At 50.7% G+C, this 17972-nt stretch carries 12 protein-coding genes; 8 read left to right on the top strand and 4 right to left on the bottom strand.

Going from position 1 to position 17972, the window contains the following annotated elements; all coding sequences use genetic code 11:
- The first annotated feature begins 56 nt into the window (after positions 1–56).
- The 8 genes from HMPREF2554_RS06995 to HMPREF2554_RS06960 all read left to right on the top strand — a co-directional run bounded on the left by HMPREF2554_RS06995 (position 57) and on the right by HMPREF2554_RS06960 (position 12996).
- Positions 57–446, top strand: coding sequence for a DUF6176 family protein (locus HMPREF2554_RS06995; protein WP_013399021.1), 390 nt, complete (start codon positions 57–59; stop codon positions 444–446).
- A 290-nt stretch (positions 447–736) separates the two neighbouring features.
- The gene (locus HMPREF2554_RS06990) at positions 737–2359 is read left to right on the top strand and encodes a BCCT family transporter (protein ID WP_004004609.1); all 1623 of its coding nucleotides are present in this window, start codon (positions 737–739) and stop codon (positions 2357–2359) included.
- 144 nt (positions 2360–2503) lie between these two features.
- The gene (locus tag HMPREF2554_RS06985; protein ID WP_013399022.1) at positions 2504–2914 is read left to right on the top strand and encodes a hypothetical protein; all 411 of its coding nucleotides are present in this window, start codon (positions 2504–2506) and stop codon (positions 2912–2914) included.
- Between the two features lie 122 nt (positions 2915–3036).
- Entirely contained in the window at positions 3037–3294 is a 258-nt protein-coding gene (gene secG, locus HMPREF2554_RS06980) for a preprotein translocase subunit SecG (protein ID WP_172461380.1), read from the top strand.
- Positions 3295–3541: 247 nt separating this feature from the next.
- On the top strand, positions 3542–4921 hold the full coding sequence (locus HMPREF2554_RS06975; RefSeq protein ID WP_013399023.1) for an SWIM zinc finger family protein: 1380 nt from the start codon (positions 3542–3544) through the stop codon (positions 4919–4921).
- A gap of 69 nt (positions 4922–4990) precedes the next feature.
- The gene (locus HMPREF2554_RS06970) at positions 4991–7642 is read left to right on the top strand and encodes a DUF6493 family protein (protein WP_246826026.1); all 2652 of its coding nucleotides are present in this window, start codon (positions 4991–4993) and stop codon (positions 7640–7642) included.
- Between the two features lie 22 nt (positions 7643–7664).
- Positions 7665–10331 carry a DUF6493 family protein gene (locus HMPREF2554_RS06965; protein ID WP_013399025.1) on the top strand — a complete coding sequence of 889 codons (2667 nt, stop codon included), beginning with the start codon at positions 7665–7667 and terminating at the stop codon, positions 10329–10331.
- Complete coding sequence (locus HMPREF2554_RS06960; RefSeq protein ID WP_013399026.1) at positions 10321–12996, top strand: DUF6493 family protein; 2676 nt, start codon at positions 10321–10323, stop codon at positions 12994–12996. Before HMPREF2554_RS06965 ends, HMPREF2554_RS06960 begins: the two co-directional genes overlap by 11 nt.
- 54 nt (positions 12997–13050) lie before the next feature.
- Here the strand turns inward: HMPREF2554_RS06960 and HMPREF2554_RS06955 are convergent, their stop codons facing one another.
- The 4 genes from HMPREF2554_RS06955 to tal all read right to left on the bottom strand — a co-directional run bounded on the left by HMPREF2554_RS06955 (position 13051) and on the right by tal (position 17863).
- Entirely contained in the window at positions 13051–14016 is a 966-nt protein-coding gene (locus HMPREF2554_RS06955; protein ID WP_013399027.1) for a 6-phosphogluconolactonase, read from the bottom strand.
- Positions 14009–14995 carry a glucose-6-phosphate dehydrogenase assembly protein OpcA gene (locus tag HMPREF2554_RS06950; RefSeq protein WP_013399028.1) on the bottom strand — a complete coding sequence of 329 codons (987 nt, stop codon included), beginning with the start codon at positions 14993–14995 and terminating at the stop codon, positions 14009–14011. Before HMPREF2554_RS06950 ends, HMPREF2554_RS06955 begins: the two co-directional genes overlap by 8 nt.
- The gene (gene zwf, locus HMPREF2554_RS06945; protein ID WP_013399029.1) at positions 14992–16545 is read right to left on the bottom strand and encodes a glucose-6-phosphate dehydrogenase; all 1554 of its coding nucleotides are present in this window, start codon (positions 16543–16545) and stop codon (positions 14992–14994) included. Before zwf ends, HMPREF2554_RS06950 begins: the two co-directional genes overlap by 4 nt.
- A gap of 211 nt (positions 16546–16756) precedes the next feature.
- Entirely contained in the window at positions 16757–17863 is a 1107-nt protein-coding gene (tal, locus tag HMPREF2554_RS06940; protein ID WP_013399030.1) for a transaldolase, read from the bottom strand.
- Between the last annotated feature and the right edge of the window lie 109 nt (positions 17864–17972).

The raw sequence follows: 17972 nt of genomic DNA, 5'->3' as shown, positions 1-17972 counted from the left end.
CTAGCATACGTGTATTCGTGCGCTAGGCGCCTACCATTTTGTGTAATGTTACGAACATGAACACAAATATTCTCATTCCATATTTAGAGAGGCTGATATTGATGCAGGTTGAGCTCACCAGATTTCGGGTGCGAAAAGGTCAAGAAGAGCGAGCTGTAGAATGGATGCATTTTCTTTGCCAGAATATGGATGCCGTTGAGCAGACTTTAGCGCCCGAGAAAATGTATGTCGAAACGATCTTTTCGGAGGTTCGTGATGGGCATATGTACTTGTACTGGTACAGCGTACAGGGGCAGGGAGCACAACCTGTAGAAGAATCAGAGCACTGGGTGGATAAGGAGCATTTAAGATTCTGGCGCGAGGTTATTGACCCTACTCCGGGAGAAAATCTAACGATGGAGGTTCTGATGATGCTACCAGATGTTCGTAAAGTTGCCTCAGGGTAAGAGAATGAAGCTTTGGAGCACAATAGGCGGTGCCTAAAATTTTTTCTGTAAAAATGTGGAAAGGTAGCGATTTTCGGTATAGATCTACGGCTAATATTATTATAATAATATCTAAAATATAACAAAATGATTAAGGGTTTTGAGTTATTTTGATGCAGTTAGCTGTGTTTTATTTAAATTTAATTTAATTAAATATAATTCAAATGGTTTTTGTGTGTTTAAAATGTGTGGTTTTGTGGAGTCTTCGAGATTTGTTACACTTGTGCCTAAGCGTTTTAGGAGGGTGAGATATGAAATCACGCAAGTATACGTCTGTTTTTATTGGTTCATTAATTATTTCATTAATATTAGTGGCTCTGGGTTTTGTTCCGGGTTACGGGGAAATTGCCGAAAATTGGAGGTCACTGATCGGGACTGACTTCGGTTGGTTCTACCTCTTGCTTGTAACTCTTATTGTATTTGTCTGCGGCTTCTTTGTTTTGAGTCCTATGGGACAGATTAAACTGGGGGAGCCGGACTCAAAACCTGAGTATTCAACCGGATCATGGATTGCTATGCTTTTCTCGGCGGGTATGGGTATTGGTCTGGTCTTCTATGGTTCAGCTGAACCGCTTTCGCACTTTGCTAGCAAAACCCCGCATGCTGAACCCGGGTCACAGCAAGCAATGGCGGACTCTTTTCAATTTACCTTCTTCCATTGGGGTATTCACGCTTGGGCTGTGTACGGTATTGTCGCTATGGCTCTGGCATATTTTGGATTCCGTAAAGAAGAAAAGTATCTTCTCTCGGTAACTCTTAAGCCCCTTTTTGGTAAAAAAACTGATGGTTGGCTTGGCTATATTATCGACATTATTACTGTGGTAGCTACGGTTATTGGTGTGGCGACTACACTTGGTTTCGGTGCTATCCAAATCAATGGTGGGTTGAGCTATTTAACTCATAATGCTATTCCCAATGAAATGTGGGTGCAGGTCATTATTATTGTTGTGACCACCGGACTTTTTGTGCTTTCAGCTCTTTCAGGTTTGGGCAAAGGTATCAAAATTCTCTCAAACGTGAATATGGTTTTGGCTATTGCGTTGCTGGCAATCGCTATTGTGGTAGGACCCACCGTCAAAATCTTTGATAACATGACGGAATCTATCGGCCTATACCTACATGAATTCTTTGGAATGAGCTTCCGAACTGCTGCATTCAATAGTGGTGAACGTTCTTGGATTGATACCTGGACCATCTTCTACTGGGCATGGTGGATTTCCTGGTCTCCCTTCGTTGGCATCTTTATTGCTCGTATCTCCAAAGGCCGTTCAATCCGTGAATTTATTACTGTAGTACTTCTGATACCTACCGTCTTGAGCTTTATCTGGTTCTCCGCATTCGGTACTATGGCGAATACGGTACAGCAAAATGGAACAGCAGATCTGACGAGTCTGAAAGTTGAAGAGACGCTCTTTGGTACGTTTAGTCATTACCCATTGGGCATACTTATGTCGATCATCGCAATTGTTCTGATCTTTACCTTCTTCATTACCTCAGCAGACTCAGCAACTTATGTGTTGTCGATGCTCTCTGAAGATGGGAAGCTTATACCTACAAACGGTAAAAAGGTTGTGTGGGGTGCTATTGTTGCTGGTATCGCTATGGCACTGCTCTTCGCCGGTGGTCTGAAGGCCTTGCAAAGTACCTTGATTATTATTGCATTGCCATTCGCAGTTGTTATTGCGCTTATTGTGGTTGCATTGATAGTTGAGGTATATCACGAGAAGGTTCAGATGGGTCTGTCGATCTCGCCTAAACGGTACCCCGAAAAGGGACAGCCCTTCAAGTCATATGAACCTTACGAGGATAAAGATTCTGAAGATGCTCAGGTATTAGAAAAGTCTGAGGCAAAGGCAGCCGGAAAAAAGGTATAAATCTTTAGCCTTGTAAAATAAAAGACCTTCCCAGGTGTCGGTTATCACTCTTGGGAAGGTCTTTTATTTATGGAGTAGCAAACTGTAGCTACCCTATAAGCTAAGTTCCTGCATCCCGGAAAATCGACCCGTTAGACTTTAACTATGTTTGCAATTGTATCCCTTGTTGTTGCAGGTCTTTTGGCGGTCATAGTGGTCCTCATTATTCGAGGCCGACGAGTCTCTGCGCCTACTGCTGAGACTCCGCAGATCGTGTATTTTGAAAATAAACGTGATAGTTTCCTGGACTGGCTGTACCACCGTACAAGTTCCCCAGAAGTGCCAGTTCAGGTAAAACTACGCGATTGGGTAGACTTGGGATTCTATGCCGAAGGCGGCAACTACTGGGGTGTAGCCCAACAATTTACGTACTATCTTGTTCAGGGCGGTTATGTTTACGCTTACGATACTGAGGGAAATCCACTTGATGCGGGGCGAGCACTGCGAGACCGTCCGGATGCATTTCAGCTTACCCCCAGCGAATATCAGCGGCGTGTCACTCAGCTTAGGCAGTAATTTAGCCCTTCGCTCTACGCGTTATTACGTGTTAGAGAATGACCACAGAGTCTCTATACCGTATAGTTATTAAGGTCTGCCATGGGACAGGCTTTATTATCGACCTATTAGGAAGGCCCGCTGTGGACATCATTATGAATGTGCTTTTGGTAGTCATCGTGATTACCAGCATTATCACCGTGCTTCTGGTGCTCTTGAACCGCGGTCAGGGTGGTGGCTTGTCCGATATGTTTGGTGGCGGTATGACCAGCTCACTGAATTCTTCAGGTATGGCTTCTAAGAACCTAATCCGTCTGACCATTACAGTTACCGTTATTTGGGTTATTGCCGTGGTGCTTTACGGCCTAGCACTACGTTTTAACGGACAATTCGTCATATAGACTTTATATATTCCAAGAAGCCCCGGCAGGTATACCTGCCGGGGCTTCTTACATGTCCTACTGTACTAATTATGGAGATTGTCGGTGCATAATATGACGGAGGAGTAAGTCATGACGAGTGTCTGATATAGAGACAAGTAGATAATATTTTCCCTAGGATGACGGAAAAGAGGCCAAAACTTTCGGGGTTCAGGCATAGTAGTGATAAGGCGAAAACCTAGCATATCCAACCACTGAAGGGATCGCCATGGCACAGACTCTAACCTATACATATCTAAACCCTTCTTTACTGCATGAACAAGACGGCAGTCTTGGACTTGCTTTAGCAACTAGCGGTGGCAGCACACCGGAAGGCGCGGCGGCACACCCTTACTTCTTCTCAGGATTCATGGAGCACCCTGATGTAATCGCGGCGTCGCTATTGGTGGTTGCGCGCGTGGCCCGCACCCGCTACTACACCCCACCCGGCATGGTCGCCGCCATTTTGCGGGCTGCCGACCCGGTAGTGACCAGCACCAGCGAGGGACTCCGGTTTGAATCCTTTAGCGCCTGCTGCGGTGTCTACGCCCGACTTGACGTAGACTCCTCCGCCCTAGATGCCACCCACAGTGCTGTGGGCGTGACAAATGTGGACGTAAATCCGCCGCTTCGCACTGCTTTAGCTTCTCTCCGGGCTGGCGAACCTCTCCACATGGATGTGGGGAATGAAGGGTTGCTGACCACCACCCTAGACGGTGAAGTGAAGGAAGATAAAGTGCCCCTGCCAGTACGCTGGCTCAAAGGGTTCGCCGAAACACAGATGCTCTCGTCCCTGATGAAGCCCACTCATTCTCTGGATGCGGCGGCAGCCCGCATGTTCATCCAGGGGCTGCCGCGCCGATCCGCCACGAAAAGCGTCATGTGGGCAACCCGTGCGGTGCGTTCACTGAGGCTGGCTACCCGAGCCACCGTTGGGTCGGTGTGTGTGGCCGGACCGGAGCGGCTGCGGGTGCTTGAACCGCTCATCCGATTCATGACCCGCCTAGAAGCATACAGCGAACCGGTCACCTCAGGTAACACCCCGGTGTCAAGCGTGTGGGTGGCCCACTTGCCAGGCGCGCGCCTGAGCATTGGGCTGAGTCCCGAAAAATCACGCGGATTCTCAGGAGAAGGTTCTGTGTTGCAGGCGCTCTCCGATTCGTCAGTTGCTGAAAATGCAGATATGCTCAGTGTGCTTCTCTCCTTTGAGCCGCGTATTGAGGTGCCCGTCATGTCTGCACGCAGCGGGCTGAACGAGACTCAAGTACGCGACGCCCTCGCATTACTGGCATCCTCCGGGCAGGTCGGTTTTGATGTGCAGGCGGGGGAGTACTTCCACCGGCCGCTGCCCGTGCAGGCGGATGCTCTGCAGGCTATGCATCCGCGGCTGGTGGGCGCGCAGAAACTGGTGGACTCCAGCGCGGTGCGGGATGATGAAAGCGGTACTTACCGTGTGCAGTCGCGGGACACGTTCTACACGGTAACCCCCGCCGAGAAAATCGAAGAATACCGGTGTACCTGCCCGTGGTGGGTGAAATACCGGGGCACCCGAGGCCCCTGCAAACATGTACTGGCTGTAAGTATTAAACGTCGCGGCGGGCTGAAGTAGCCCGATACCGGGGTGCATCCATAAAGAGGCATATTTTCCTTACACACCCAAATATACGAACAGGTAATGATGGACGAGAAGAACTATTCGCAGCACACGAGCCTTGGAGAGCGTCGCGCCCGCCTGCGGGAGCTCATGAAACGTAACGATGCTACCGTTGAGGACTATCACACAGTGATTAGCGGTGCGACAGAGAAAGAACGCGCGTCGTTGGCAAGGACGCTATCACCCACGAAACTTTCGAAAGCCCGAGGGGAGGAAGCAGCCCTGGCCGCATATGCAGTAGGGGCTTTAACCTCTTCGACTCCGCGTGCGGTAAGGATCATAAGTGAACTTTTTCATCCTCTTCGAGATGAGAATTTTAATATTATTCCTGAGCCGCCTATGCCTGCTACTGAGCAGCTCTGGGAATTCTTAACTCAAGGGGTAATAGAACGATCCGATGAGTGGGTTCTGCATTTTGTTAAAGAATGTTCAGACGATTGGTCCATACGTTCCTGGACACACCTTAATAAACTTATGCGTGAACATTCGCTGACGAGCTTATCGCCAGGGTATCTTTGCATGATGATGAATGCCGTCCCACACGTGAGAGAAAAGTCTGCGGAAGAGTATCAGAATATAGAGCAGTTCTTCCGTCACGATCCTGTGCTGCTGGAACGAGAATTTTGGGATGCTTTCACAGCTGAAGGGGTACTCGCACAGTCTAAGTGGGATCCCACCTTGCAGCCTGAATATCGAAGTTCGTCGTCATTTTCGGCTCTTGCTCAGGTCATGTGCGAGACTTTTCCAGAGATTCGCCCCAGGTTCTTGGATGAAACGCTCAAAGGTCTCCTGCGCGACTACTCGGCCCACCACGTGCGGCATTTTTATCGGTCCCATGCTGCTCTGCAGCCAACACCTCAAGAAATTAAGGAGCGTTTTGCGCTCTACCTTTCGGTGCTGGGGACGGCGTATAGCCCAGCTATTGCCATGGCGCAAGATCTGCTGGAGCATACAGTTTACGAGCTTTCCGATGCGCAAGCACGTGAGCTCATTGAGGTTTCAGCAACAGTGCTGACGCGTACCGAAAAGAAAATTCTGCGCGCTCAGATACGGCTTCTTTCTCTACTGCTTAAAGTTCACCCCGAATGTACTGAACAAGTAAGCCAGACAGTACAGGATGCTTTCAAGTCTATGCCATTGGACCTTCAAGACAAGGCCCAGAAGCTCATCAACGATTCGGTGCAGGAGCCACCCATACCTCAGAACGCAGCGGGGAGCATCACGGTACCGGATATCACCCCGAAGGATCGTGAACCGCAGGGGTGCTTGACGCCTCGACCGCCTATTACTACGGATCGGGAACTAATGGAATGCCTGGCAGCAACCTTCCAAGGAGGCGATGGCACCGATATTCCGCGTATCCTGGAGTACTTGGAACATGCCGAGAGTCTGGAAATAAACGGTGCAGAGCAGAAGCTTCTCTGGGAAGCTCGTGAACTTCTCATAGAAGAATCATTCGGTATTTATACCCTCTCCAGTCCCAATATCCCGTACCTTGCCATTGCGGCACTCATCAAAAACGGGCAGATACAACACGCTGATATTGCTGAGATACCGATCATCCCCACCTGGTATACAGAACGTCTCTACCTAAGCGATGAGCACGGGGACCCGGTGATAGTAGATGAACAGACGGCTAAGAAGTATCACCCTCGTCCTTTTAACGTAAAAGCTACAGGGACAGAACTTCGTCTCAATGAGCGCGGACCTCACATGCTGCTGATGGAGCAGTTGTTCGCCCTGATTTTTGCGGGTCAAGACGCAGAAACCAGCGTAGTGGCTGCGCCTTTTGCGCCCCAGCGAGTAGCCCTTGAACGCACTACGGGTACAGTCCTCACCCAGTATTGGGAATCGCTATATCTTGCTCGGGAGCACAGCTTCCCTCTGCAATTCCCGCTGTGGGTTGGAACGGATACGCCCGATGCTGCCGCGCTCTCCGTTGAAGCTGCTGCGTTTAACACCAATAGCACGCAAATCGAGTACGTGCACCGTATGGTGGAATCAAAATACTATCCTTCGTACCGCACGGTCATGGGGTGGTACGGCTGGCTGATGCAGAACAACCCAGATATTTTCAGCGCACAGACCATGCCTATTCTTGTGGCAGCTATCCATGCCCATAATGCTTATGGCGCCGATATCATCATGCGCATCCTAGGCGATATGCACCGAGTACTGGGCGCTGCCTCCTACAGCTCACTCGGGCTTGGTGCCAGCGCTAAAACTACCGAAGTGCGCGCCAATGCTGCGGAGGCGCTCGCCTCCCTGGTGGATCGGGGCATGTTCGATACTACTTTATTCGCCAAAGAACTGTATTGGTTGTTGGGCCAGCACCACGTGATGGCTCAACGAATTGAGCAGACATTTAGGGATGCTGCGTCGATTAGCCCCTTGGCGGGCTGGCGGATTATGCAGGTACTAGAAGGCATACTGCCTGCCGTGGGCGAGGTGAACAGAGGCGGTACGCTGGTGCAGCTTTTAGCGCAATTAGCGGGGGAGTACGGTGTCAGTATCGAGATTCCTGAGGTTTTGCGGCCCAAAATGAAAGGATCGACCGTGCTGGCGAAAAGTCTGCGTGCGCTTGAAAAGCTGCAGCCTCATCCGACCGAGCTTGCGGAGCAGGCCCGAGACCAAGCCCAAGAACTGCTGGACCAACACCGCTGCGCACAACCCTAAACGCAGAAACTGAGAGCCCGTTATGACACCAAAAATACCGCAACCTAGTCTTACGGAACGTCGCGCCCGCCTGCGGGAGTTGCTGAAACGTGACGATGCCACCTTCTGGCAATACCATGAAGTTCTCACCGGTGCCACCGAGGATGAGCGCAAGAGCCTTGCACGCACACTTTCCATTAAAAAGCTCATAGACCGCTACAGCCGTGAAGGAACGACCGAGCAGCGGCTTGTGTGCGTCTACACGGCGGCCGCACTGGGTGGAACCTTCAAACATGTGGGTGTTGAGCTCTTAAACCTCATCGGCCGGGGATTACCCGGTGAGGCGAACTGGAAGTTTTCAACCGCTGAATCGGAACAATACCTTAGCCAACGCACAGAAGCCATGATGCTTGGACTCAGCGAACGTGATAACACCTGGATAACCGGGTTCGTTAACGAGCGTGGCTATGGCAGGTTTGGTTACGACTTGCCCACGCTCTGGGTGCAGATACATCAGCTTCTTCACGAACGCGGACTTACCAATACCACGCGCTCCTACCTCTGGGGGTTCGTGACGGCCGTTCCTGACATGTACATTGGCTCATCCGAGAACCGGGAAGAGGTTATCTCTTTCTTCAAGAACAACCCTCAGACGCTAGAACACGAAATGTGGGCGTGTTTCACAGATGAAGGGCTTCTGCGGAAAGAGTGGTCAGGGCGTGAAAACGCGGACACGCTCGCTCTCTTCCACATGCTGCAGGAGAATTTTGACGGATTCCGTGACCGCCTGCTTACTGAATGTCTGAAGGCGATGCTCCGCGACTTTTCTGCCAAGAACACCAGTATCTTTCACCACATCTATCGGGGGATGAACCCCACCCCAGACGAGAACCTTGGTAACACCAATCTGCTCACCTCAGTGCTCACTACCGTTCCCTCAACCTCCGTGGGATTGGCTCAAGAAATGTTGATGTCATGCGTCGAAAAGCTGACCGAACCCCAGATTCATGACTTACTTAATGTCTCTCGCACCGTGATGCTTCGCACCGAGAAGAAAATACTCCGGGCGCAGATCGCACTCCTTGGCGCTATTGCTAGAACGCACCCCGAGTATACTCAAGATGTGGACGGCTTGATGAGGGAAACCGCAGAATCTCTCCCGCCTGATCTGCAGCCCGCTGCGCAAACACTCATGTCTCCTGCTGAAGCCGCGGCGGATAAAACTAGCGCACCGTCTCACGCGGAGCAAGTAATGGGCAGCGTCATGATTCCCGAGAATCTGCCGCAACTTTTAGAGCAGCACGTTTCAACCCCACAGGTGCATATTTATAAGAGTGATGCTGAGTTTATGGATGGTCTTATTCCCTGTCTCCAAGGCACAGGTGACGGTTCGCAGCTCCCGCAACTCATTGATTATTTAGCGCATAATCCTCGCATTACTCTTGATACGGCCCAGCAGGACTTTCTGGCTGAACGATGCGTGAATTCCGGTATCCGCTCGGGTACTCATGCGTTAGGCAACTATCTGATGTACCGGGTGATTGCCCCGCACCGAAAACTTTTTAAAAAACTGCCGCAAGGTTTTACCGGGTACCGGCATGAATTCCATACCGACCCCCAGACTGGCGAAACCATCCAGCCCTACCAGGTTGAACACACTGGATCTCTGGGGCGTCAAAAACCCCGTATAGAGAAAACGACCACAAATTATCGTGGACCGGCGGGGCTCTGTCAAGAGCAGATTAACTGTTTAGAACATCCAGAAAACCTTGTATTTGCGCCTATACCTCACGCAGAAGAGAGCACCTGGACACGCCATGTTGAACCTCTCACTTACCGCCCGCGTCCTCACAATATGTACGACCAAGCCTATGCTGAGGCTCCTAACGGCAGCCTGATGATGTGGCTTATTGAAGATCACGAACTACCGACCGCACAGATGCCTTTCGCACAGGCGGCTCTGAACACGGCAGGCATTCCGGAAGAGTTTATGCACCGTGCTGTTCAGGCAATCGACGATTTTCACTGTACCCTTATACAATGGTATGCGTGGCTTCTGCAGAATAACCCCAATACATTGGCAGCGCAGAGCATGCCGTTCGTCACTACAACAGGATTCCAGAAACACGTCAAGGGGCTTGACGCCCTACTGGATACCATCACCCACACACATCAGGTTCTGCAAGACCCCGCCTATTCCGTGTTGGGCTGGCTAACTGGTGCAGCAGCAGCTGAGCACAGGGCTCTCACCGCCGAATCTATTGCCGCTCTTGCGGGTCGCGGAATGCTTGACACTTCTTTACTTGCGAATGAACTGGCCTACCTGCTCCGAGGGGGATGGGTTAAACCGATACGGGCAGCCAGCTGTTTACAGGACGCTGCATCCATTAGCCCGCTGGCGGGGTGGCGAATTGTGCAGGTGCTAGAGAACATGCTGCCTATGGTAGGTGAGATAAATCGGGGCAGTGCCCTGGTGCAGCTTTTATTGCAATTAGCGGGGGAGTACGGGGTGAGTATCAAGATTCCTGAGGTTTTGCAGCCGAAGATGAAAGGCTCGACCGTGCTGGTGAAGAATTTGCGGGCGCTCGAAAAGTTAGAACCGCATCCGACGGAGCTTGCAGAAAAGGCGCGGCAGCACGCTCAGAATCTTCTAGATAAGCGCCTCGGCAGGGATATTACCGTGAAAAAGGAGGAGAGGAATGCAAACTAACCCCGTTATTATGCTTAATAAGCGGCGAGAAGCACTTAAAAAGCTGGCTAAAAATCCGGAAGCACCTCTCAAAGAATTTCACGCTCTTTTAGGGGATGCTACGGAGGATGAACGCGCTATGCTGGCTAAAACCCTGCCTCCTGCCAGGGTTTTGGGGTGCGGCCACCAGGCTGTTTTGAGTCCTTCAGGCGCCTATGTTTTAGCAGCTTTGGGGACAAGCCCCCGCAGGACGCATGAGCGTTTTGTGGATTTATATACTGACAGTTCATGGGCGGCGCGCCGAAGCGACACTGACTCTTTCGAAAACCCTCATGACGCTATCATGCGCGGTTTATACTTGGGACTCTCCGGACGCAGCGATACGTGGATTCTGGATTATATAGCGGCGACCCCCGCTATGGAGGATAACGATGCCTACGGTATATGGCGCGTACTACACACGCTTGTACGGGAACGGGACCTCCACTGTGAAACCCCTTCTTATCTTTGGAGGGCCTTACGTACCATATTCCCAGAAGGAAACAGTGCTGAAGACCACCCGGAAATACCTGCCACCTACCAAGAGGCACTTGAGCATATCCGCCAGGATCCTCTCCTGATTGAACGAGAACTGTGGACCTGCTTCCGCGTCGGAACAGCACTAGGTGCGGCAGCAGATTTCAAGTTTTTAGATTATCTAGATTGTCACCTTGACGGGTTCCGCGGCCGTTTTCTCACCGAATGTTTGCGCTCAATACTCAGGGATTTTACGCCCAGGAAAACACGGGTCTTCCATATGCTTTACCGCGGCATGAAACCAACTACCGCGGAGAACCTGGCACGCACTCCACTACTGACCGCTATTTTACAGACGCAGCTATCCACGTCGGTAGGCCTAGCACAAGAGATGCTTACCCCCATTGTGGAGCAGCTTTCTACAGAACAGATCGACGCCCTGTTAGACGCATCAGCAGCAGTACTTCTCCGTACTGAGAAGAAGCTGGTGAAGGCTCAGCTAAATATCCTACAACAGCTGATTAAACATCACCCTGAATACACGAACCGGGTGCACAGCATGATAGCTGAGATTGAGCGAACTCTACCTTTGGAGCTTCAAGAGCTGGTGCAAAATGTAGGATCTAAAGATAGTACGAAACCTACCCGACGCGGTGTAAAGAAAATACTGGAGTCCCAGGAAAAGGCGGTAGAAGCACCACAAACGCAGGAACCCATTCTGATACCAGATGTCAACCCACGCCCACGGGCTCCGGGGGAACTTTTCATGGTGGATGCCCCTATTTCCAGCGACACGGAACTTTTTGATGTGCTGGTTGCCATGGTGACCGGTACAGCCCCCGAGACGGAACTGGTGCGTGCTCTCGCATATCTTAACCAGACAGAAAGTATCCGCTTTAACGAGGCACAGATAAAATACCTTGAGTCCGTCAACCTGAATTGGGGACGGCATATCCACGAGTTTGAGACCGCGGGAGAGGATATAGCTTTTCTGATCCTAGCGATATACGCACGATGTACAGGTACGCAGCCAAGAGAATTGCCACCGATTATAGTGGGTTACCGCGACTTTCTGTGGCTCGATAGGAACGGCCAGCCCATTATCACAAACAGTATGGAGTACCACCCCTTAGGGGCAAAAACCAAGCAGGATCTTGTGGTCAACACTCGCGGGTTGACAGGTCTTTTACAAGAGCAACTTCTTTCACTGATTCCCTCCAGCGGATATGCTGAAAAAATTTATATAGAACCTTTCGAGACACGAAATCATGCCATGCGACGTACCACATGGTCGACGGGATTAACACAGTACGCAAAACAAAGGATTATCAACAGCGATAGTGAGATACCCTATAACAGGAAACTCCTTCTGTGGGAAGACCCAAACGATACTTCTGCCCCCAGCGACCTAGGCTTTGAAGACGCCGCTTTTAATACTGGCGGTGTGCGAGAAGATTACGGTCACCGTATCCATACGTCAAAACGTTGTACCTATACTTCGCAGAAATACGCTGTTGGTTGGTATACCTGGCTCATGCAGAATAACCTGGATTATGCGGCAGCGCAGATGATGCCTGCCCTGATGACAGCCCTCTACGCGCGTACCGTTTTCGGGCTGAATGCGCTCCTCTATGCTCTTGGTAGTACCCCATGTCCTCTGGGCGCGCCTTCGTATAGCGCCTTGGGAATTGCGGCATCTGCGCTAGCACACGATATTCGGGCCTTAACAGCTGAGTCTCTTGCCCACCTGGCAGAGCGTGGAATGCTAGATCCTACACAATTCGCTGAAGAAGTAACGTGGCTTCTGCTACACCAGGATGTTCTGACTAACCGTGTGCTTGGGACCTTTCAAGATGCTGCATCCATTAGCCCGTTGGCGGGGTGGCGTATCGTGCAGGTGCTAGAGAACATGTTGCCAGCGGTGAGCGATATTAATCGTGGTGGTTCCTTCGTGCAGCTCTTGGTGCAATTAGCAGGGGAGTACGGGGCGAGTATCGAGATTCCTGAGGGTTTGCGTCCCAAAATGAAGGGTTCAACTGTGCTCGCGAAGAATCTGCGGGCGCTCGAAAGGTTAGAACCGCATCCGACCGAGCTCGCGGAGAAGGCACGGCAAGAAGCAAGTAACCTCAATACTTTCAATAGGGTGAATGAGACTAGGGACGCGAAATAAAAGTGGGAGTCATAATCCTAAGACCGTAACCCCCACTAGAAAAATTTGTGGATCCTAAGCTAGCGATTCTTCCGTCGCAAAAATCAGGGTCTGTTTCTGCCCACGAGCCCCGATAGCTGGAGTTTCTAGGAGCATATCGGCAGTAATGTCCTCAGCAGGAACCTGTGCACCCTTGAGAAGACGGGTTGTCGCATCCTGTTTATCACCGCCGGTAATCAAAAAGAATATATGGCGCGAATTATTGATAACCGGCAGCGTGACAGATACACGTTCGCTAGGTGGCTTAGGGGAATCCTTGACCATTACCGTCACAGCTTTAGCGCCGTCCACAGGATCCTCTGGTAAACCTGTGCCCAGAAGGACTTGCTGCCGATTGGGAAACAGCGAAGCGATGTGACCATCAGGCCCCATCCCTAGGAGCGTAACATCAAAAATGGGGACAGGCCATATATCCGAGCCGCCGCCGCATCCACAACCACCGCATCCGCAGCCGCCTCCAGATTGCTGAGAAGCAGATCCCCCGTGCCCTCCCGCTAATGGAAGCTCGGATGCCCCCTCAGGCATCTCAACACGCACGGGTTCGGCAGAACCCGCAAAATTACGCATTTCGTAGGCATAGTGCTCGGCAGCAGCTTCAACATCAATCATGACATCGGAAGGACCCATACGATGCGCGTTTTCAACCGGAAAACCAAGATCTACTAAATCTGCGAGAAGCACCTCGATTGCTTGTCCATCGTTCCGATCCGGATCACGCTCAGGAACAAAGCGTTCATCCGAGAACCAGAAATGAACGCGCGACCAGTCAATATCCTTAACACGTGGAGACTGAGCCCATGCACGAAGAGTAGCAATGCCCATCGTGCCACCTGTAAGAGAGACATGAGCCACGGTACGTTCCGTGAGTACATGCTCAATAATATCTAAGATACGCGTAGTGGCATCAGAGGCAAGCGCCTCCCGAGAAGGATGCGCTATTAAAGTTGGAGTACTCTCACCAATATTGTTGATCTTAGGCATCAAAAACCTCGGGAAATTCAGAAGTATCAAGGAAAGGTTCAGCATCGCACTGAGCAGGATGCATTTCCAGAGTAGGAAATGCCGACTTTAAAACTTCCCCATACATAGTGTCAGGGTCAAGTCGGCGTAATTCCTCAGAAATACAATCCGCTAGAGTACGAACTGGTAGTGGAATCTGCTGATCAGGTGTATAGGGAGTCTCAATAATAGCGATATTCTTGCCGGGGCGGAACATTATCGTTTGTCCATCTTCACGCTCAATAGCTACACGGTAAAGACCCCGTTCTGCTGCGCCGATAGTTGCAAGATGAACCTCAGCCTCGAGTTTCCAGCCAAGCCAAGCTCCAAGGAGCACAACCGAAGGAGACTTCTCAGACCCCCAAACCACTACACGCTTAACAGGGGAGTCAGGCATCTGCTCCAAAAGAGCTGCCAGTTGGGTACGCCACAGCGTCAAACGTGTCCAGGCAAGATCGCTATCCCCGGCCTGATAAACCTTAGAAAGATGCGTAAGAACAGCCATAGGATCATATGCGCGTGCCGAATCTGTGATACGGCGCTGTGCAATCCTACCAATTGAATCCTCACCCGGATTCTCAGGGACGGAATGCGGCCACCACACAACAATAGGAGAATCCGGCAAAAGCAGACCAGAAATCAACGATTCTGTCGGCGTTGATGCACTACCCCAACCGCGCAGAATAATAAGTTCAGAAGCGCCAGCTTCACCGCCCACATGAATCTCAGCATCCAGCTGATCGGGCGCATCACTATTATGCGCAATATGCACAATGATCCGGCTCGGATGCTCGTGCGAAGCGCGGATAGCCGCATTAATAGCCTCGCGAGAATGTCCTTTTTCTGCTAGTACCACCAAGGTAAGTACACGGCTGCTGCTAAGACTGCCGTTTGAAGCCAGAAGATCAGAAAGTTCCTTTGAAATAGCAGAAACATTCGTGTGTTGCAGATGCGAAATCACGGGCGCCTCCAGGCACGGTTATCACGCTCAAGCATCTTCTGAGCCGAACGTGGACCCCACGAACCGGATTCATAGGGTTCAGGCTTAATCTTGTTCTCTTCCCAATATTTCTCAAATGGATCCAAGATCTTCCACGAAAGTTCAACCTCTTCGTGGCGAGGGAACAGCGGCGGCTCACCTAAGAGCACATCCAGAATCAAACGTTCATATGCCTCAGGAGATGCTTCGGTGAAGGCGTGTCCATACCCAAAATCCATATTGACGTCGCGGATCTCCATCTGAGTACCGGGAACTTTAGCTGCAAGACGGATCGTCATACCTTCATCAGGTTGCACACGGATCACGATAGCATTCTGCCCTGCAGGAACCTCAGTCTCCTTACCAAAGAGACGGTCAGAAGATTTCTTGAAGAGAAGCGCAATCTCGGTTACTCGGCGACCCAGCCGTTTACCCGCACGCAGATAGAACGGAGTTCCTGCCCAGCGGCGGTTGTCAATATTGACTTTAAGAGCCGCAAAAGTTTCTGTGCGTGAGTCCGCAGGAATATCTTTCTCATCAAAGAACCCGTTGACATGTTCGCCGCCTTGATAACCGGGGGCATACTGGCCGAGCGCAAAAGAATTTTCCAGATCATCAATACGTACCGCTTCCAGTACCTTAGCCTTTTCAGCGCGAAGATGCTTAGAATCAAGACTAAGGGGTTCCTCCATGGCGGTTAGAGCCAACAGCTGAAGCAGATGGTTTTGAATCACATCGCGTGCGGCACCCACACCATCATAATAGCCCGCACGAGAACCAATGCCGATATCCTCAGCCATCGTAATCTGCACGTGGTCCACATAATTTGCGTTCCAAACCGGTTCAAACATCTGGTTTGAGAAACGCATCGCTAGAATATTCTGAACGGTCTCTTTACCCAGATAATGGTCAATGCGGAACACCGAATCCGGCGGAAAAACCCGCTCAACGATTGCGTTGAGTTCGCGCGCCGACTCCAAATCGTGGCCAAATGGTTTCTCGATCACCACACGACGCCACCCATTCATGAGACTGTCGTCAACAGCCACATCATCACGAGAAGCTAAACCGTGCTCGGCAAGTTTAGAAAGTACCTGCTCAAAAGCTTTTGGCGGAATAGAGAGATAGAACGCATGGTTGCCCTGAGCCCCACGTTTGTCGAGCTCTTCTAAGGTTTCCTTTAAACGCTTAAACGCTGCGTCATCATCAAAATTACCGCGAACAAACCGCATACCTTTCTGAAATTGGTTCCAGACATCCTCACGGAATGGGGTACGCGCATTTTCTTCCACAGACTTACGCACATAGTTACGAAAATCATCGTTATCCCACTCGCGGCGCCCATACCCAACAAGACCAAAACTTGGGGGCAACAAACCACGATTCATTAGGTCATAGACCGCAGGGAGCAGTTTCTTGCGGGCAAGATCGCCCGTGACGCCGAAGAACACAAGTGCGGAAGGACCCGCAATACGAGTGAGACGTCGATCGCGCGAATCTCGTAGCGGATTCGACTCATGACCGGTATGCAAGATAGATTCCTTTGATTGCTGATAATGTGCACATTCACCCTGCGATACTTTATGTACCTCTGGGGCACGTATCCCTGCATCTTACCGTCTTAATGGCAAACGAGAGATATCTGACAGCGAGCGCCGAAGCTAATTTTGTGCTATTTATAGCGACAGCGCTCGCCTTATGAACTTTAGAGAACGGGTATAACGAAAAATTATTCACTAGTCACTAACGTGACTCACTAAGTGCTTTCCTTACGGTCTCTAGAAGCTCTTCCCACGAAACGTCAAACTTTGCAAGACCTTCGGTTTCGAGCTTATCCACAACCTCTACATATGAGATACCCAGACGCTCGATATCGTCCAGAATCTTGTTGGAGTTCGTATACTCACCGGTTACAGTATCTCCCGTGATTTCACCATGATCAGCAACAGCGTTCAGAGTTGCTTCAGGCATGGTATTGACAGTGTGTTTAGCGACCAGACCGCTAACGTAGAGAGTATCTGGAAGTGCCGGATCTTTGACTCCAGTAGATGCCCAGAGCGGGCGCTGAACGTTGGCACCATGAGATGCCAAACGTGCCCAGCGTTCAGAAGAGAACATCTCTTCAAAAACTTCATATGCCAGACGAGCATTTGCCAGACCGGCCTTACCCTTAAGCGCTAAGGCCTCTTCAGTACCGATTTCATTCAGACGGGTATCTACCTCGCTATCTACGCGGGATACGAAGAATGATGCGACCGAATGGATCTTAGAGAGATCCTTACCGTTTTTGAGTGCTTCTTCAAGGCCGAGCATGTAAGCGTTAATGACTTCACGATAACGTGTTAGTGAGAAGATGAGAGTCACATTAACGCTGATTCCGGCTGCAAGAGTCTTGGCAATAGGCTCCAAACCTTCGACGGTTGCGGGAATCTTGATCATGACATTCTCACGGCCTACACGCTCGTAGAGTTCTCGTGCCATTTTCTGGGTTCCCTCGGCATCGCGGGCAAGGCGAGGATCAACCTCAATAGAAACCCTGCCGTCGTAACCTTTAGAAGCAGAATATATGGGTTCGAATACGACACAAGCAGCACGTACGTCGTCAGTAGTCGCTGCGAAGACAGCTTCTTCAACGTCTGCGCCGGATGCGGCAAGCTGACGCATCTGCTCAGCGTAAGCAGCACCTTTTGAAAGCGCACCGGCAAAGATAGTGGGGTTGGTAGTGACACCCACGACGTTCTTAGCGCTGATGAGCTCTGCAAGACTGCCACTGGTAAGACGGTCGCGGGAAAGATCATCAAGCCAAATGGAGACACCAGCTTCAGAGAGCTTTCGAGTCGAATCACTCATGCAATAAAACCTTCAATCTAAATTAGTCAATATGGACGGGTGAGCATTAATGAGCTATGCAAGATGCAAGTAGCATCAAAACTCACCGAAAAACTGTAACTTGCCAGCT

Source organism: Rothia sp. HMSC071F11, assembly GCF_001809115.1.
Lineage (GTDB): Bacteria > Actinomycetota > Actinomycetes > Actinomycetales > Micrococcaceae > Rothia > Rothia dentocariosa.
This window is presented reverse-complemented; position numbering and strand designations above follow the sequence as displayed.